Source organism: Escherichia sp. 20412-1 (assembly GCF_003027595.1).
Lineage (GTDB): Bacteria > Pseudomonadota > Gammaproteobacteria > Enterobacterales > Enterobacteriaceae > Escherichia > Escherichia marmotae.
This window is the reverse complement of sequence record NZ_PYQM01000058.1, coordinates 1-18,273: the sequence shown is the minus strand read 5'-3', so window position 1 is coordinate 18,273 and position 18,273 is coordinate 1. Positions and strand designations below refer to the sequence as shown.

The window sequence follows — 18,273 nt, the reverse complement described above, 5'->3', positions numbered from 1 at the left end:
CTATATCGTTGGATATTACAGCGCACTAAGACCGCACGAATATAACGGTGGATTACCCCCAAACGAATCGGAAAATCGATACTGGAAAAACTCTAACTCGGTGGCCAGTTTTTGTTGACCACTTCATCATTATTCAGTTCAGAATTGCCACTTAACACCAACCATTGCAGAGGTGTCATTATATCCCTTATCGGCAACTTGAACGCCCACATTTCCCCAGACATTCAGATGGGCATTTAGCTGTCCTTCCACCCCGGTTTTTATCTCGGCAATGTTCCGGGCTCCATCCTGAGTGACTGACACGCCATCCATACGAGTACTGAAATCCTTACTGTTATGCAGCCAGTTCACTTCGACAAACGGCTGGAACTCGCGGGATTTACCATCATCCATTTTATGGTGGCTCTTCAGCCAGGTTTTTACGCCAAGTCGGGTCTGAATGTTGCCGTCACCACTGCTATGAACGAAAGTACCGTTGCTTTCGCGGTGCTTATCGGCTTTTACTCCCATCCAGGTTACCTGAGCTTGCGGCTGAACATACCATTCATTACGCGTTCCCTGGCTGCCATTAAATTCAGCTAATTTGTGCTTGTATCCAGCCTCCAGTGAAGCGGTAAACCCTTTTGATTTATAAGATTCGCTCTGTAAATCATCACCTTTCACTGTGTTATCAAACCAACCGTACTGCGCCCAACTGTCGAGATACGCTCCGTTATGCGATTCGTCATCGGCATACCAGGTGGCATACAGGCCGGTGCTATATCCGTTCACACTCGCTTTTGAACGATAACCGGTACGCGAGGAGATCGTTTTGCTGTCGCTGTTGCCATAACCTGCCATGATCCCCACATGCCAGCGGTCGTTATCGTTTTGGCTCCACTGTGCGATATCGCCTCCCAGTTGCAGAACATAGCGATTGCCCTGGGTTTTCAGTTGGCCGCTGCCATCGCGCCATTTATTGTGACCACCTTCATGACGCATCCACATGGTGGTTTGTTTCTGCTCGCCAGTTACCATATCGGTATAGTATGTATTCCCCAGACGTTCATGCAGACGCGTGGTGAACATGGTATTCGCTGCTGCAAGGTTCGCAATGTAGCTGCCCGCCTCCGGTCGCAGGTCATTATCCACACTCAGATCCGGACCTGGCGCAGGCTCTGGAGTCGGAGTCGGAGTCGGATTAGGCTCCGGATTCGGCATCGGCTCTGGCTCCGGTTGCGGTTCAGCGGAATCACCACCGCTGGTCAGATACCAGTTACCGCTGTTTGCCCCCTGGCCACGTGCGAGAGTGTAGTCATACGCGCCCGCAACGATACGCCCCGCCTGAACAAACGCCCCCTCAGACTTACCATCTACATGGATAAGTTCGATACCGTTAAGAGTTTTAGCGCCTGTACCACCAGCGTTATTCACCGTAACGGAGGTCGTGCCGCTGGTATCGCCCTCAACAACCAGTTTATCAGTCACTGAATCATCGCCATTCAGTACCGTATTCATAACCAGTTGACCGTTATTACCGTGGTAGTTCCCCTTCACCACTAACGCATTGCCCGCTTGCTGTCCTGACATCCCGGTCATCAGCGTGCCGTTGTTGGTCAAATTACCGCCCAGGGTGTAATTCACAGGCACAGCCGCTCTTTTTTCAGCGCTATTATTCAACACCAGAGTACCGTTGTTCTCAACGTTCGCGCTACCCAATCCCTGCGCGTGGCTTACCAGGACATGAGCGGAGTTAGCAATATTCATGTTCGCCGTCAGACTGCTGTTATCGCCCGCGATATCCAGCGTGCCGCCCTGAATATTCAGCTCCCCACTCCCCGTTAATGAACCGGTTGCAGTGCCCCCGTTGGCAAGAGTCAGAGTCCCGCCGTTTAAGTTCAACAGCGAATCGGCGCTACCATTGAGCGTACCCACGGTCTGGCTGTGACCATTCATATCCATTTCAGTTTCTGCCGCCAGACGCAGTTCCTGGGTATTACCCAACACGTTATCGTTATTTAATAAAAGCGTCCCGCTACGCAGATCGGTAACACCGGTATAGTCGTTGTCTTTGTTAGAAAGCGATACGGTCTGGCCTTTCTGGCTGCTGAATGCCAGGTCACCATTACCGGTAATTTTTGCGCTGAGATCGGCGGCATTCTCGCTTTTACCGTTGGCACTCAGCACCAGGGCATCGCTGTCGGTAGCCTGCAAATCAAGCTGCGTCAGGCCATAGCCGATATACAGGCCGTCATTATTTACCCCACTCGTCAGACGATAGTCATAAGTGCCAACGGCGGCTTTTTTCCCATTTTGCTGAATATCACGTTGGGCGCTGTTGGAGAGGATTTGCCCATTGTTATCCTGCAGTTGCAGGTTGCCCGCATCCCCCAGCACCTCCGCACCTTGCGCATTAACCAACTGAATTGTGCTGTTACCGTCATCGACTTCAGTGAGCGATAACGCAGAGTCAATATCACGAGAGACGGAGCTTACAACGTTACGATCAGTAACCTGAATAATTCCCTCGCCACGCAGATCCAGTGTTTTGCTAACGTTGACGGTTCCTTCTGTCATCTGTGCACCTGCTGCCAGGGCACCAAAATCAACGGTTCCGCCGGAGAATCCCAGAGTGCTAATGGAGTGAGCGCCATTACCCACCGTTATCTGGCTTCCCTGACCCGCAGTGATCCCGCCTCTCTGCAGAAACTCAGCATTCTTTTCCAGGTTAAATGTTGTGTTCTGGAACGCCAGTGCCCCCTGGAACCAGTTTGTATAAGCAAACTCATCGAAGGAGAATTCGTGATTCCCCATATTTATTTCAACAATGCCTTTACCTTGAAGATCATTATCAAATACCCAATCTTTATTGGCATTGATTTGCAGTTTGCCATCAACATCCAGATCCGCACGGCCGATGTTCTTGTCTTCAGAAATAACCGCGACAGCACCAGAAGCGACATCAATATACCCGTTAAATGCATAATTATTGCCGGTCAACGCCACCGTCCCACTGTCGATACTTATTGTACCGTTGCCAGAGATTTTATTGGCAAAGGTCATGCTATCGTCAGTCTTCAGATGTAATTTCCCGCGGTTGGTGATATCTGCAGTACCTATATTTTGGGTGATCCCCAAAGCCCCATTTTTTTCAATCGTTACTTTGCCGCTAAATGCAGAGTTATCACCAGTTAAGTAAGTCGTGCCATTGAGCGCATTGATATAGCCCAGACCTTCGCTACCACTGACAATATCCGCGGAAATAGTCGCGTTTTTATCCGTGTGGTTTAAGGTGATTTTCTTCTCAGATGTCTTTGCCCACACAAACTCAATTCTGTCAGCATCAATAATCCCTGCTGCCTTTGCCTCATTCCCTTCCTGCGCACCTAACGCTAACTCAGAGTTGGTACTTAAACTAATTTTCGGTGCAGAGATTTTACCACCTTCTGAAACGGCAAGTGTTGTATCGGAATTTTGATCATAATAGCCCAGGCTAATTTGCTCACTGGCATTAACTTCACCGCCGTTATTAACTGACAGGTACTGATTACCACCGTAACTGCCGTAAACGCCCATAAAGAAGGTTTTGGAATTTACTTGGCTACCTTCACCACTGACATTTCCCTGCAAATAGGTCAGACGGCTGGTGCCCTTAACATGAACTTTGCCGCCGTTGGAGACGTTAAAATAGCCTCTATCGTGGGTAATATTAGAGTAAGACTCATATAAATCATCAGCATATAACTCACTGCCGGCATTGGCGACGTTCAGAAATCCCGTCCCTTTTAACAAAAAGTTAAGCGAGCCATTAATATGCACTTTCCCTCCGGTGATATCCAGTCCACCACCAGAAGCGAGAGTCAGACGTGGACGAGAAGAGTCTGTCGCATTGATTACCAGATTAGCATTGTCGGTTACTGTAATACGGTAATTTATGCTCTGGTTCTCTTTGCCAAAATCAACAGTCTCATCCTTATTCACGATGACATCATCGGAGAACGCCAGAGATGAATATAAACTTATCGCGCTAATTAAAACGGCCTTTGCCTTCTTTCCTTTTATTCTACTTCCCAGTTCAGAACAAACGCTCCAACAGTTACGAGACCTGTTCCACTTTAGCCGATATATTTTATTCATGAGACTCTCCAGCAATGCATCCAAACAAAACCAGTCTCTCACACATCGATGGGAATTAAATGCCGCCCCCAGATCCATGAGAGATATAAAAATTCAAAAAGACTGCATAATATCGAAAACTGTATAATTCAGGCATACAGTTCAGAGGGTAATATGGGGCTAACTCTCCACTGGATACGTCTTCCAAATTAACAACTGCAACATCATCCTTACATTAACTTCCAGTTTTGAACACAGGCGCATTATATGTATCTGTGAATCCAGATCAACTCAAAATATAGCCTACAGCAAAGTCCATAGACCCTGTATTAATATAAGAAAAATCGCTAATACTAATTGAGTATACAAATATAAGACTTGTCTTATTAAAAATAATATATTGCTTTAAGACTGAATCCTTTCAGCTTAAATATAAGACCTTACTAATAAAAGAAAAAATTTCAGCGGGAATTGACTGCAATTACGAGGAAAACATATAGATACAGTAAAAATATAAGCGTGAATTTTTACACTAAATCTTTACAGCGTAAAACTATAATGACACAAACAATCGACGATCGGTTTATTTTTATCCACCAGGCAAAACACAAATGAACAGGTATTTTAACTGCCTGTTTTTTCATCATTCTGGTGTATACGCGCCCGGATAAGGCGGTTACCCCACTCAATATGACAGTGCCATTCTGGATGGCATTACCAGAATGGCTATCAATATTTCTCTCAGCAATCCTCAATAATCAGGTATACCGCTTTCACCGGGCCATGAACTCCAACGACTTTGATAAGCTCAATGTCCGCTGTTGAACTGGGGCCACTGATGATGTTAATGCAGGATGGCATACGTTCACCGGCCTGCGCTTTCTGATGCAATTTTTCTGCAAGTTGTGCCACTCGCGGCAAGATGGTGCTTTTACGCAGAATAAAAATAGAGGACTCCGGTAGCAGGCTCAACGAACGCCCGCGCTCGGCAGCGGAAAAAAGTACCACGCCTCCCGACTCTGTTAAGCCATATTCAGCATACACAACGCCAGCTTTCGCCTGCTCCGCCTGAGAGATATTCTCTACACCTTTCGCCGGGTCCCAAACAATGGCATTACATTCCTGCTGTAAACGTTCGCTGATCCCCAGTTCCTCCAGTCGCGAGTCACCGCTAATCACAACAGACTGATCTCCCAACTCTTTACACAGGCGTAATGCGGCTTCTGCAGCCTGCGCCTCGCTGGTCAGTTCACAACGCGTCAACATGACATCGCTGGCAAACTGGATGAACGCATCACAGCGCTGCTGCTGATTAAGTTCAGTAAGCCGCTCGTTAGCATAGTTGTTAAGCGGCACATCTTCTGCTTGCGGTTCTAGTCGCAACGGGCGACCCAGAGCCTGAGCAATGTTGTTCAAAAATTCGCTACGATTATCCATTCTTTTTCTCCTGCGCCTGATGTTTCTTAAACCAGCTACGGAAACTCTCGCCGTCAGCTTCAGGAAGATCGCGTGCTTCCATCCAGTCACTAATCGCGCCAATCCTGAGCGGTGTTTTGCCGCCATTGATAAACCAGCTCGCCGCATGAGCGCCTGCCATCATTCCGACTTTCCACAATCCCGGATGACTATTGGCATAAGCGAACATTTTTATCGCTCGTTGCTCTGCTTTTGCTGTGATCCCTTTTTCAGCCATCACCCGACGATGACGCAAAATCAGTTTCGACAGAGGAATACGTACCGGACAAACGCTGTCACAGGCTGTACATAAAGAACAGGCGTAGGGGAGATCTTTAAAATCTTTATAGCCGCCAAGCAGTGGCGAAATCACTGCGCCGATTGGCCCTGGGTAAATAGAACCATATCCGTGGCCGCCAATATGGCGATATGCCGGACAAGTATTCATACAGGCCCCGCAGCGAATACAACGCAGCACATCCCGAAATTCAGAGGCCAGCACCTCAGAGCGCCCGTTGTCGACAATAACCAGATGAAACTCTTCAGGGCCATCAACGTGTCCGGCTTCGCGCGGCCCTGTCAGCCAGGTGTTGTATCCCGTCAAACGCGCGCCAACAGCACTGCGCGCCAGCATGGTAATCAATACATCAACCTCGGCAAAAGTGGGGGCAATACGCTCCATCCCCATTACCGCAATGTGCGTTTTAGGTAACGTGGTACACATCCGCGCATTGCCTTCATTGGTCACCAGGCATACCGAACCCGTCTCTGCCACCGCGAAATTACAGCCGGTAATACCGATTTCAGCACTGAGGAAATCTTCGCGGATTTTTTGCCGGATGAATAAGGTCATTGCTTCAGGCGTTTCCGGGCCGTCATAGCCCAGGCATTCATGTAGCACCCGGCGGATCTGGTGGCGATCTTTATGGATAGCCGGAACCACGACATGAGATGGCGGATCTTGATCCAACTGGAGAATATATTCACCCAAATCAGTTTCAATCACCTGAATGCCCGCATCCTGCAACACATGGTTGACACCAATCTCTTCGGTCACCATTGATTTGGACTTCACCACCTTCCGCGCGTTTTTACGTTGGGCAACCTGTAAAATATAGCGGGTAGCGTCTTCTTTGGTTTTTGCGAAATAGACGTGGCCGCCGTTTTGCGTCACTTTTTCTGAGAGCTGGTACAGATAAGCGTCAAGATTACTCAGAACATGATCACGAATCTGGGCGGCACGATCACGCCACTCCTCCCAGTGCCCTAATTCATCAACCATTTTTTGCCGATTTGCACCAATACGCTGCTGCGCGTTTGCCACCGCTTTACGCATGATCGGATCTTCAATTTGCTGACGGATGCGTGTTTTAAATTCTGTATTACTGGTTTTGATCGACATCTTTATATCCTCAGCGACTCATCAGCACTTCAGCAATATGCATCACTTTGACTTTCTGCCCTTCCCGTTGTAACCGCCCACTAATGTTCAGCAGGCAACTCACGTCAGCACCAATGAGATACTCAGGACGAACCTCCATCAGATGTGAAACCTTTTCTTTCACCATCTCGCCGGATATTTCGGCCATTTTGACCGAGAATGTGCCGCCAAATCCGCAGCAGGTGTCCTGTTCGGCAAAGGGCAACAACTCCAGCCCGCGCACATTTTTCAGGAGCGTAAGTGGCTCATCCTTCACCCCCAACTTACGGGCCAGACTGCAAGACGGGTGATACACAGCCCTCCCTTGCAAGCTGGCTCCTACATCAACTACCCCTAATTTATTAACAATAAAAGAGGTGAGATCCTGCATACGCGCAGCGACCTTTTCGGCACGTAATGCCCATTCAGGCTCCTCAGCCAGATAGGTCGGGTAACTTTTTACGGCATAGGTGCAGGAACCGGCAGGAGAAATAATGGGATCGTCGTTTTCCTCCAGTGCGGCGATCAGATTTTTCATCCCTGGAATCGCTTCTTTGATATAACCACTATTGATCGCTGGCTGACCGCAGCATCCCTGTTTCTCCGGGAAATTTACGTGACAGCCGAGCTTTTCCAGTAGCAACACGGAGTCTCGTGCCATCCTTGATTTCAGTGCATCACCAATACAGGTAACAAAGAAATTTACATTCACAACCAATACTCCATTACTTCATTTCTGTTTATGCCCGATGGCAACCACCCCTTATGGGTTATCAATCATCAACAAAAATAGGGGCTCTTTTTTAATCAGGTAGCAAAATACAATTTCAAACTCATTTGTATGACAAAACAGATAATCCGTCATTCAATTCCGGGATGCAATAACTAATTTTATTTCTTTCGGCATCGCTCACATTTTTATAATGACACACACTATCAACACGGGATCATGAATTTGATTTAAGAAGGCAATAAAGTTCATAACCATGAACTCCAATACCTATTTTGAGCTACTCATTTTGGGGCTGTGAAAATATACACTCATTGTTTTATACGTCGAGTAATCAACAATAAACATACAATCATCAACAGCCATAATTTTATTTTACTGAAGCGATTCAGTTTGCATTTTTTATTTTTACAATGAGATAGCCTTCTTCGGAAAAATATATAAACAAGGTCAAGCAATATAGTTGGAAATAGAAATGCACGGATATTTAATGTTTGCTATAGCACTCTCACCTTTGCTCCTTATGGTATTTCTGATTCTGAAACTGAAGATGCCTATCCATTATTCAGTTCTGATATCACTGGCATTCACTGCTGTTTTATCTGTCCTGTTCTGGGACATGCCAGTACAAAATCTTAAAGCCTCCGTGAGTTATGGCGCACTCAAAGGGTTATGGCCGATAGTGATTGTGATCCTCGGCGCGATATTCAGTTATAACGTGATGCAGGCAACCAAAGCGCTGGATATTCTCCGCGATATTCTCGCCAGTATTAGCGAAGATAAGCGTATCCAGGTACTCCTTATTTCGTGGTGTTTTGGTGGTTTTCTTGAAGCTGCCGCCGGTTACGGTACAGCGGTCGCAATCCCTATCGGTATCCTCATCGCGCTGGGATTCAACCCACTGAAAGCCGCAATTGCTTCACTGGTTGCTAATACCGTACCTACAGCGTTTGGGGCAGTGGGTATTCCGGTTTCGATTCTGGCCGAACAGGTTAACCTGTCGGTTTACACCTTAGGTGGCACAATTATTCTGCAATTGGCGATTTTTAATCTCCTGCTGCCCTTTGTCATTATTGGTATTATTGGCGGCGGTGTGAAAGCAATTCGCGGCGTATTCCTTATCACGCTGCTATGTGGCATTGCGACACTTGTTCCGCAGTATTTTGTTGCCATACATCTCGGTGCCGAATTACCCGCTTTTGCTGGCAGCCTGGTTAGCCTTTTCACTGTCGCAATTGCCAGCCGTTTACGCAAAAGAGACGTAGATCCCGAGTGGCGTATTGAAGCCAGCCATACCCGTGAAATGGCACCACGCTCAGTAAAGGTGCTGTTTCGGGTCGGCTCTATTTACCTGTTCATTTTTATCTTTATTCTGCTGTGCTCACCGTTATTCCCAACGATAAAGGCGGCAGCATCTCAGTTAGCTTCAGCACTGCATTTTTCACTGGTCGATGGTGGAACATTGGTGTTAAAAATCGAATGGCTCACGACGCCAGGAATGCTGATTATCTTTGCGACTATTCTCGGCGGTTTTATTCAGGGGGCTTCAGCACGCGGTATGCTGGAAGTTTTTGTCAAAACCGTGCTCCAACTTAAAAATTCTATTATTGCAATTATGGCTATTGTCGCTATGGCAACAGTTATGGATCTCAGCGGCATTATTTCTACGCTGGCACAGTCAATTGTCGACCTCACAGGAAGTTCATATGTCTTCCTCGCCCCGGTCATTGGTGCTCTGGGTACTTTCGTCACTGGTAGCGACACTAACTCGAATATTTTGTTTGGCAAACTGCAAACTATTGCAGCCAGTAAGTTACATATCGATCCCAACTGGCTGGCGGCGGCAAATACCTCCGGTGCAACGGGAGGAAAAATGATTTCGCCACAAAGTATCGCCATTGCCGTTTCAGCCACGAAAATGGAAGGACAGGCTAATCAAATAATGTCTGGCACCATGAAATATTGCTGTGCCTACATCGCGATACTTGGCTTAAAAGTTGGCCTCTTTTATTTCTGGTTTATGCGATAATATGCTTTTATATTTGTCAGAACACAAATAAAGGCCAAGTAACAGAAATCTTATCTCCAGAATGCCAGGATGTTCTTTATATCCTCCAGAACATCCTGCTGTTTTCCTCCACTACGCTAAGTATGACAGACTCTATTTTTATGCCCGGTAATCTTATTCATACTTAGCTTACAAGATAACCTCCTGAAGTTGTCTGACTCTTTCCCGATATTCTCCCGGAGTACAAGCAAACTCCCGGACAAAAGCCTTGTGAAAAGATGATTCACTGGCATAGCCTACCGACTCAGCAATCACCACAACAGGGAGCGTTTCCCGGGAAAACATCTGAGCCGCTATTTGTAGGCGTAACTTTGTTAATACAGCCAGTGGCGTAGTTCCGGAAACATCACGGAAAAGTTGGGCAAAACTTGCCCTGGACATGTGAGCGATGCTGGCCAGTGATTCGACGGTCCAGGCGTGTCCGGGCATTTCCAGCATTTGCTGGATCACCGCACCAAGACGCGGATGCAGTAGCAAACTGAGAATGTTTTTCTCTGTATTAGCCTGTGCAATCCATTCACGTACCGCGAGTGTAAATAGTGTCGCGCAGACCTGGCTACACAGTGCATCCGCTCCCGGCATTGCCGATCTGGATTCCTGTTGTAAAAAAGGAATCGCTTCCCTCAGCCAGTGAAATTCCACACTGTCGCTTTCCGGTGCCAAAACCAGCACTTCCGGCAAAGAGGTTAAAAAATAACGCGCCGAACGTTGCAGTCGAAGAGTGCCGCAGACAATACAGGTCGATTCATTTTCGACGTGACTCAGGCGATGCGCTGAATTGTGTGGTAACAGAACCACACTCCCAGAGCGTAACGTAAAGGTCTGCCCCGTCGGTATTTCCAGTTTCGCCGCACCTTGTGTTAGCGCATGCCAACGAATAACCGACAGTTCTCCTGCGCCATGTGGAAGCTGCCAGTCGCTTCCTAACTCGCAATTTTTATCGATCGTTCCTTGTGGAGCGTTAAGCATCAACAAACGGCTAAGGGCATCCATATCAGACTCCTGAGTAGTTATTGATTACAGACAGCAGCAATCTTATATAAGCATTAATCTAATATCATCAACTAGTTAATCATCATCGTCATATTGTGACCCTGATTAAAAAACAATAAACACCAGACGATAAGACAAAATTTTAAGCGTTGTGAAGAAATATTATTTTTGCCTTTACGTCTATAGTCATTATGTCAAATGAATACGTTTCGACAGGAAATTATCATGAATAAATATCAGGCAGTTATTATTGGTTTTGGTAAGGCAGGAAAAACATTAGCCGTCACGCTGGCTAAAGCGGGTTGGCGTGTGGCCCTCATCGAACAATCGAACGCAATGTATGGCGGGACTTGTATTAATATCGGCTGCATCCCGACCAAGACGTTGGTTCATGATGCACAACAGCACGTAGATTTTGCCAGTGCCATGCAGCGTAAAGATGAGGTCGTCAGTTTATTACGCGATAAGAATTTCCATAATCTTGCAGATATGACCAATATCGACGTGATCGACGGACAAGCGGAGTTTATCGATAACCATATTCTGCGCATTCATCGACCTGAGGGAAATCTGGAGATTAGTGGCGAGAAAATTTTTATTAATACCGGTGCGCAAACCGTGATTCCGCCAATTCCCGGAATAACCACAACGCCTGGCGTCTATGACAGTACCGGATTACTGAATCTGAAGGAATTACCCGAGCATTTAGGTATTTTGGGCGGGGGATATATTGGCGTTGAGTTCGCCTCTATGTTCGCCAATTTTGGCAGTAAGGTTACTATTTTCGAAGCCGCGCCTCTGTTTTTACCTCGTGAGGATCGGGATATTGCTGATAATATCGCGACTATTTTACGCGAACAGGGCGTCGATATTATCCTCAATGCCCATGTGGAGCGAATCAGCCACGATGAAAATAAAGTGCAAGTGCATACCGGGCACGCCCAACTGGCGGTGAATGCATTGTTAATAGCTTCCGGCCGTCAACCGGCTGCTGCTTCGTTAAAGCCAGGAAATGCCGGTGTCGCGGTAAACGAGCGCGGAGCAATTGTCGTTGACAAGCAATTACATACCACAGCGGACAATATTTGGGCGATGGGAGATGTTACCGGCGGGCTACAGTTTACCTATATTTCACTGGATGACTTCCGCATCGTGCGCGATGAGTTACTGGGAGAAGGCAAACGTAGCACAGACGATCGGAAAAATGTGCCTTATTCCGTATTCATGACTCCACCGCTGTCCCGGGTTGGTATAACGGAAGAGCAGGCCAGGGAAAGCGGCGCGGATATTCAGGTGGCAACATTACCTGTAACAGCAATTCCGCGCGCCAGAGTGATGAACGATACCCGTGGGGTATTAAAAGCGATTGTCGATAATAAAACCCAACGCATATTAGGGGCATCACTGCTGTGTGTTGATTCCCACGAGATGATCAATATAGTGAAAATGGTGATGGATGCCGGACTGCCTTATAGCGTATTACGCGATCAGATTTTTACTCACCCGTCGATGAGCGAATCGCTCAATGATCTATTTTCATTAGTCAAATAACCCAAAAATCAGACGCCAGGACAAATATTCTGGCGTCTCAGAGAAAAGCATTTTATTAGCTTTTGCTTATTCTATAACTTCTTAATCACTTCATTGATGGTATTTTATATGTTTAAAAAAACTGTTTTATTTGCAACGCTATTATCTGGCGTTATGGCTTTTTCCACCAATGCAGATGACAAAATAGTTCTGAAACATGTCAGCGTCTCGTCAATATCAGCCTCACCAACAGTTCTGGAGGATGCCATTGCTGATATCGCCAGAAAATACGATGCTTCATCATGGAAAGTCACCTCAATGCGAATTGATAATAACTCAACCGCAACGGCTGTATTGTATAAATAAGGATGTTTACAATGGAAAAATACCTGCACCTGTTAAGTCGAGGGGATAAAGTCGGCCTGACATTGATTCGACTGAGCATTGCGATTGTTTTTATGTGGATTGGGTTATTAAAGTTTGTCCCTTACGAGGCAGACAGCATTACACCATTCGTCGCGAACAGTCCGTTAATGTCGTTCTTCTATGAACATCCGGAAGACTACAAACAGTATCTGACTCACGAAGGCGAATACAAGCCAGAAGCCCGGGCATGGCAAATTACCAATAATACCTATGGTTTTTCCAATGGCCTTGGCGTCGTGGAGGTGATGATTGCGCTACTGGTTTTGGCTAACCCTGTTAACCGGTGGTTGGGTTTATTGGGAGGACTGATGTCATTTGCCACACCTCTGGTAACACTATCATTTTTAATCACCACACCTGAAGCCTGGGTGCCCGCACTGGGGGATGCTCATCATGGTTTTCCTTATTTATCCGGTGCCGGTCGTCTGGTGTTGAAGGATACCCTGATGCTGGCTGGCGCAGTCATGATAATGGCCGATTCAGCACGGGATATCCTCAACCAACGAAGTCATGAATCATGTTCAGATTTTAAAGTTTAAATTCTTATAATCAGAACAGAATTTGTTTCTCATTATTCAGGCGTCAGTCTTCTCTTTGTACAGGCGAGGCTGACGCTATTTTGATGCTCAATGTTTCTTTGTTGAGTATATAAACTTCCTGATATAAAGCATCGACATTATTCACATTAGCCTGTATTGGAAAATTTAGTACCTGTGTCCTTATTCCCAGCGACGAAGAGTGCGCGAATGCTCCCCAGCCTGCTGGAGAGCATCGGAGGTTAATTAAATATTCTTATCAAAGAAAACGTCTAATTTTTGCGTCGCCTGGTCAACGTATTCAGGCACCCAATATGTCTCAATATGGGTAGCGCCATCGATCAGGAAGAGTTCTTTGTTTTTCGTACCTGTGGCTTTAGCGAATGCATCTTCAGTCATGTACAACGTATCCGCTTTTGTACCGGCAATCATCAGCAGTGGTTGATTGATGAGATCGATATGGTCTGTCACGTCAAAGCTCATCAGATCCAGCAAACTACTTGTGGTGTATTTAAACGTTGAATTTGGATGTGCGTGCGTTTTCCAGTAATACTCGTAGCCCTGTCGGTACAAAGCAAATGGCAATTTAGCGATCTGTTCATCAGTCAGGTTGGCATCACCGGAGTAAAGCACTTCACCTCCGGCTGCTTCCTGAGCGCGTGCGTCAGAAGCCTGCTGGAGCCGCTGCTGGATAGTATCCAACTGTGAATTCTGAAAACCATTACGCCGCACAAGACCTGAATTAAACATGCTGATGGTGGCAATCGATTTGAAGCGTTTATCCGTCTCAGCGGCAACAAGTGAATAGCCGCCTCCTCCACAAATCCCCAGCAAGCCAATACGGGTGCTATCAACACCGGGATACTGACTGATGAAGTCAGCCATGCCGTGGATATCTTCAATACGATTTGCGGGCTTGTCTACGTTACGCGGCAGACCTCCGCTGGCCCCTGATAAGCAGCATCGGCGGCGATGGTAATATATCCGTGTTCTGCCAGGCGTTGGGCATATAACCCGGCAACCTGCTCTTTTACGCCACCATTAGGGTGAACCACCACGATTGCCGGATATTTTTTCGCAGGATCATAGTTAGCCGGTGTATACACATTTGCTGCAATTTGAATGCCATGGAGATCATATTTCACCGGATGGATATTGACCTTACCTGCGACATTCTCGGTGATAGCCCCGTCATAAACGAGAGTAAATGGGTTCTTTTTGTAATCTGCTGCATTGGCTGAGGTGATACCGACTACCGCCGTCATCAGCATTGCACTTAAAAGAGTCAATTTCATGGTTTCTCCCGATAAAAATGCGTGTTCATAAGGCAAGCGAGATGGAACATTCAGACACAGGGTAGAGAGAAAAAACTGTCAGCATCATGACCGCTAAATAACATTTTTGTCAGGAAACGCCCCTGACAATCGCGTTTTCTGTTGTCGGTGGTTGAAATGAGAGAACGCAGACCCTTTCCCTGACCTGATTTATGAATCAGGCTGATTAACCCTATCGGTAAAGCTCTCTCAAATGCACATAAATATGTTGCTATACTCAACCTGACTTAAGCGGTTGTGATATACCCCGTATAAAATAAGTCACTTATAACAGTTCAACAAATAAAATTCACAGCTTCCGGGTTAATAATTATTATATATACCATGGCAAGGATATTAATATGGCGACACTTGAGCAACTTATCATTTTCTTTCTTCTTATTGGCGTTGGCGTTATAGCTCGTAAAGTGGGAGTCATTACACCAGGAAACACTCCCCAACTCACATCTCTTGTTTTTAACTTTGCGATGCCAGCCATTATATTTTCCGGAATAACCACTGACCAACCACATATTTCCGGAAAAGAACTTTCCATCGTGCTTGCATCTGCATTTACTGCGCTTATTTTACTGATTATTTGCAGCCGTATACTGGCAAGAGTTTTACGATATGAAAGAGAATATCATGGTGTGGTTACTGTTATGACAACATTTACCAATATTTCCATGATGGGGATCCCAATGATATATTCATTGTATGGCGCTGAAGCCATGATTTATATCACTGTGTTTTTACTCCCATATAACTTATTATTCTTTTCATATGGCTATTACTGCATGAAAGACCAGAGTGGAAATGCTGAAGCGCTTAGCTTGAGAAATATGTTAAACGTCATCAACCCAGGGATTATTGCCTGTATCCTTGCTTTGATTTTATATATTTCAAATATACACATTCCTTACGTCATTGCACAACCAATCAAAATGCTGGGCGCAATAACTGGCCCGGTTTCAATGCTACTGATTGGCTCATTCCTGTTAGACATCGAATGGAAATCTGTTTTTAAGGATGTAAAAGTATGGGTATTCACTTTTTTTTAAAATGACCATTATTCCGCTTGTCATTATATTAATAATGAAGTTATTCATTACAAATGGGCTATTACTGGGTGTCCTGCTGGCTGCGGTAGCGACACCGGCTGGTGCCGGAACTCCCTTATTAGCTCAGATGTTAAATAAAAAAGTTTATCCGTTAGCTCTTAAAGGTGCAACGTTAACCACACTGGTGTCACTTATTACGATGCCTCTCGTAGCAATGATGACAGGTATTGGATAATACCTGGAGCACTATTTGAAGCCATAATAAAATATCAGAGATAATATATGAGCCATAAAACTTCCTTCAAAAAAACGGTCGGTAATGTTTTGTTGTCCGGACTGATATTTTCTGTTTCTGGTTGCGCAATGCACAACATTCAGAGCCAAAGTGCAGAACCGCATATTGTATTACAAACCCAGGGAAGCTTTACTGTAGGTGGTACAACGGTAAAACATTCAGGCACATTTTCAGAACAAAATTTTCTGTCTCCTGATGGTCAGACAGCTTATGGCGATCATGCTTACGTCTTCTACCAAATTCCGGTAAATACACATAAATATCCTCTGGTCTTCCAGCATGGCGGGGCACAAACCAAAAGAACATGGGAAAGTACACCAGATGGACGCGATGGATTCCAGAATATTTTCCTGAAAAAAACTATAGTGTTTATCTCGTTGACCAACCCCGTATGGGTGAAGCCGGTTTATCAACCAAAGATGATACGGGTAAAAATCCCTGGGCGGGCAATCCTATGTATGCCGACAAGACATTTTTTCTGTTGTCCCGTGTTGGCAATGAACAGGGCGTATTTAAAAATTCGCAGTTTCCTGACAACCCTGAAAGTATTGAAGCATTCCAGCGTTCCTGGAATCCCTACTCAGGAGAACTTGATAATGAGCTGAATGCGAAAACACTTGCTCAGTTATTTGAAAAAATTGGCCAGGGTATTTTAATCACTCACTCGATGGGCGGCACTATTGGCTGGAGAACCCCCTTTTATACCGACAATGTAAAAGCTATTGTTGCTTATGAGCCAGGTGGAACACCATTTATCTTCCCGAAAAATGAGATGCCATCCCCGGTGAAAACCACATTTGCCCCCTTGAGCGCTTCCGCGATGGGAGTTCCCATGAACGAGTTTCTCAAACTCACGCGGATCCCAATCGTTATTTATTATGGCGATTTTATTGCTGAAAAACCGGATACGGCCGTTGGCCCGGATAAATGGAGAAGTGAATATGAAATGGCAAAGCAATTTGTTATGACCATCAACCGTCACGGTGGAGATGCTACCCTTGTCCATCTCCCTGATATTGGCATCAAAGGCAATTCTCATTTCCTGATGGCGGAAAAGAATAATCAGGAGATTGCCGGGATAATGGCATCGTGGTTACACGATAAAGGACTCGATAAATAAACCAGTGCCCTAAAATCATTAATGGAGCGGGATAAATATTATGCGCCTTTTACTTATAGAAGATGAAGAGAAAACCTCGACATATATCAGCCGTGCATTAAAAGAATCAGGGTTCATCGTTGATATTTCTGCCAATGGCGCTGAAGGGCTTCATTATGCGCTGGAATTAGACTACGACGCGATAATTCTTGATGTGATGCTACCCGGAATGGATGGTTATCAGGTACTGGAAGGCGTCCGGACCAGGAAACAGACCCCTGTGCTGATGCTGTCAGCACGGGGATCGGTCGACGAACGCGTCAAAGGGCTGCGTCTGGGAGCAGATGATTATCTCCCTAAGCCCTTTTCACTCATTGAATTGGTGGCGCGTATTCAGGCGTTGGTACGTCGCCGCCCTACGGATGGCGCAGACATCACTCAGCTTCATATTCAGGATCTGCATCTCGACTTACTGGCGCGCAGGGTATTTCGCGGAGGAACGAGACTGGAACTAACCGCGAAAGAGTTTTCCCTGTTGAGTTTGCTCGCTCGCCATCAAGGGGAGATCCTGTCAAAGATGATGATTGCCGAACAAGTCTGGGACATGAATTTTGATAGTGATGCCAATGTGGTTGAAGTCGCTATTAAACGTTTACGCGCCAAAGTTGATGCCCCATTCGACGTTAAGTTGCTTCATACCGTTCGCGGCATGGGGTATGTCCTCGAAGTCCGGCCTGAGTAAATAAAGGGGATAAGCATGCTCAAGCGTTCCATCTCTGTCCACCTGGCGCTGATGTTTGCCTTATCCGCGCTGCTGATTGTTTCCGTTATTGGCATCCTGCTCAGAAGCTCTTTGCATGATTCCTTACAAAAACAGATGCACAACGAACTGTTGTTCAGGGAATCATTGATGAGTCCGTGGATCACCGCTCGAACCTCAGCCGATGGTTGGTCCACGCTTGCCAATAAATTCACCGTATTAGCCAGTTCCGAAGGTGAGCGCGTGCGCTACTGGATAGTCAGCGATAACCCGCGTTTCAGCGTGGGAGGAATACCGCCAGTGGGAGTTCAGTGGTCTTCTTTGCGGGAGGGATTTAATAAAGTACCCGGCGCATCAGAGGGCTCATGTGAAGTGGTCAACAAAAACTGGCCACCGAGTTAGAGTTTTTCCAGTATCGATTTTCCGATTCGTTTGGGGGTAATCCACCGTTATATTCGTGCGGTCTTAGTGCGCTGTAATATCCAACGATAT

General features: G+C 46.1%; 12 protein-coding genes and 2 pseudogenes. 8 read left to right on the top strand and 6 right to left on the bottom strand.

The genetic code is table 11. From position 1 onward, the window contains the following. Nucleotides 1-138: 138 nt before the first annotated feature. The 4 genes from C7B16_RS22295 to C7B16_RS22280 all read right to left on the bottom strand — a co-directional run bounded on the left by C7B16_RS22295 (nucleotide 139) and on the right by C7B16_RS22280 (nucleotide 7,682). Nucleotides 139-4,116 carry an autotransporter outer membrane beta-barrel domain-containing protein gene (locus C7B16_RS22295; protein WP_107180164.1) on the bottom strand — a complete coding sequence of 1,326 codons (3,978 nt, stop codon included), beginning with the start codon at nucleotides 4,114-4,116 and terminating at the stop codon, nucleotides 139-141. A 720-nt stretch (nucleotides 4,117-4,836) separates the two neighbouring features. Continuing rightward, nucleotides 4,837-5,532, bottom strand: a complete 696-nt coding sequence (locus C7B16_RS22290) for a LutC/YkgG family protein (protein WP_107180163.1) — start codon at nucleotides 5,530-5,532, stop codon at nucleotides 4,837-4,839. After that, entirely contained in the window at nucleotides 5,525-6,952 is a 1,428-nt protein-coding gene (locus C7B16_RS22285) for a LutB/LldF family L-lactate oxidation iron-sulfur protein (protein ID WP_000023937.1), read from the bottom strand. Before C7B16_RS22285 ends, C7B16_RS22290 begins: the two co-directional genes overlap by 8 nt. Before the next feature lie 10 nt (nucleotides 6,953-6,962). After that, nucleotides 6,963-7,682, bottom strand: coding sequence for a (Fe-S)-binding protein (locus C7B16_RS22280; RefSeq protein ID WP_001102096.1), 720 nt, complete (start codon nucleotides 7,680-7,682; stop codon nucleotides 6,963-6,965). A 493-nt stretch (nucleotides 7,683-8,175) separates the two neighbouring features. On the opposite strand from C7B16_RS22280, the gene C7B16_RS22275 reads away from it, so the two are divergent. Then, a complete protein-coding gene (locus tag C7B16_RS22275; protein WP_024191840.1) occupies nucleotides 8,176-9,729 on the top strand; it encodes an L-lactate permease in 1,554 nt (517 codons plus the stop codon). 168 nt (nucleotides 9,730-9,897) lie between these two features. Here C7B16_RS22275 and rclR read toward each other — a convergent pair whose 3' ends face one another. Further along, nucleotides 9,898-10,761, bottom strand: a complete 864-nt coding sequence (gene rclR / locus C7B16_RS22270) for a reactive chlorine-specific transcriptional regulator RclR (RefSeq protein ID WP_000339576.1) — start codon at nucleotides 10,759-10,761, stop codon at nucleotides 9,898-9,900. Nucleotides 10,762-10,986: 225 nt separating this feature from the next. Here rclR and rclA point away from each other — a divergent pair, with 225 nt between their 5' ends. The 3 genes from rclA (at nucleotide 10,987) to rclC (ending at nucleotide 13,256) form a co-directional block, all read left to right on the top strand. Next, nucleotides 10,987-12,312: a reactive chlorine resistance oxidoreductase RclA gene (gene rclA / locus C7B16_RS22265; protein ID WP_001515815.1), complete on the top strand. Its 1,326-nt coding sequence runs from the start codon at nucleotides 10,987-10,989 to the stop codon at nucleotides 12,310-12,312. Between the two features lie 108 nt (nucleotides 12,313-12,420). Beyond that, entirely contained in the window at nucleotides 12,421-12,657 is a 237-nt protein-coding gene (gene rclB, locus C7B16_RS22260) for a reactive chlorine resistance periplasmic protein RclB (RefSeq protein WP_000475158.1), read from the top strand. A gap of 11 nt (nucleotides 12,658-12,668) precedes the next feature. Continuing rightward, nucleotides 12,669-13,256, top strand: coding sequence for a reactive chlorine resistance membrane protein RclC (gene rclC / locus C7B16_RS22255; protein ID WP_016248385.1), 588 nt, complete (start codon nucleotides 12,669-12,671; stop codon nucleotides 13,254-13,256). A gap of 243 nt (nucleotides 13,257-13,499) precedes the next feature. Here the strand turns inward: rclC and C7B16_RS22250 are convergent. Further along, nucleotides 13,500-14,524: pseudogene (locus C7B16_RS22250) on the bottom strand (alpha/beta hydrolase). Nucleotides 14,525-14,928: 404 nt separating this feature from the next. Between C7B16_RS22250 and C7B16_RS22245 the strand changes: the two are divergent. The 4 genes and pseudogenes from C7B16_RS22245 to C7B16_RS22230 all read left to right on the top strand — a co-directional run. Beyond that, entirely contained in the window at nucleotides 14,929-15,627 is a 699-nt protein-coding gene (locus C7B16_RS22245; protein WP_258182599.1) for an AEC family transporter, read from the top strand. A gap of 599 nt (nucleotides 15,628-16,226) precedes the next feature. Beyond that, the gene (locus C7B16_RS25475) at nucleotides 16,227-17,042 is read left to right on the top strand and encodes an alpha/beta hydrolase (protein WP_258182598.1); all 816 of its coding nucleotides are present in this window, start codon (nucleotides 16,227-16,229) and stop codon (nucleotides 17,040-17,042) included. Nucleotides 17,043-17,082: 40 nt separating this feature from the next. Beyond that, nucleotides 17,083-17,763, top strand: coding sequence for a heavy metal response regulator transcription factor (locus C7B16_RS22235; RefSeq protein ID WP_001237983.1), 681 nt, complete (start codon nucleotides 17,083-17,085; stop codon nucleotides 17,761-17,763). 15 nt (nucleotides 17,764-17,778) lie between these two features. Beyond that, nucleotides 17,779-18,156, top strand: a pseudogene (locus tag C7B16_RS22230) (two-component sensor histidine kinase); the annotation flags it as partial. Nucleotides 18,157-18,273: the final 117 nt, after the last annotated feature.

What these genes read in the sequence shown, in the direction of transcription:
- C7B16_RS22295 (WP_107180164.1), bottom strand. Translation starts at nt 4,116, where the DNA reads ATGAATAAAATATATCGGCTAAAGTGGAACAGGTCTCGTAACTGTTGG.
- C7B16_RS22290 (WP_107180163.1), bottom strand. Translation starts at nt 5,532, where the DNA reads ATGGATAATCGTAGCGAATTTTTGAACAACATTGCTCAGGCTCTGGGT.
- C7B16_RS22285 (WP_000023937.1), bottom strand. Translation starts at nt 6,952, where the DNA reads ATGTCGATCAAAACCAGTAATACAGAATTTAAAACACGCATCCGTCAG.
- C7B16_RS22275 (WP_024191840.1), top strand. Translation starts at nt 8,176, where the DNA reads ATGCACGGATATTTAATGTTTGCTATAGCACTCTCACCTTTGCTCCTT.
- rclR (WP_000339576.1), bottom strand. Translation starts at nt 10,761, where the DNA reads ATGGATGCCCTTAGCCGTTTGTTGATGCTTAACGCTCCACAAGGAACG.
- rclA (WP_001515815.1), top strand. Translation starts at nt 10,987, where the DNA reads ATGAATAAATATCAGGCAGTTATTATTGGTTTTGGTAAGGCAGGAAAA.
- rclB (WP_000475158.1), top strand. Translation starts at nt 12,421, where the DNA reads ATGTTTAAAAAAACTGTTTTATTTGCAACGCTATTATCTGGCGTTATG.
- rclC (WP_016248385.1), top strand. Translation starts at nt 12,669, where the DNA reads ATGGAAAAATACCTGCACCTGTTAAGTCGAGGGGATAAAGTCGGCCTG.
- C7B16_RS22245 (WP_258182599.1), top strand. Translation starts at nt 14,929, where the DNA reads ATGGCGACACTTGAGCAACTTATCATTTTCTTTCTTCTTATTGGCGTT.
- C7B16_RS25475 (WP_258182598.1), top strand. Translation starts at nt 16,227, where the DNA reads ATGGGAAAGTACACCAGATGGACGCGATGGATTCCAGAATATTTTCCT.
- C7B16_RS22235 (WP_001237983.1), top strand. Translation starts at nt 17,083, where the DNA reads ATGCGCCTTTTACTTATAGAAGATGAAGAGAAAACCTCGACATATATC.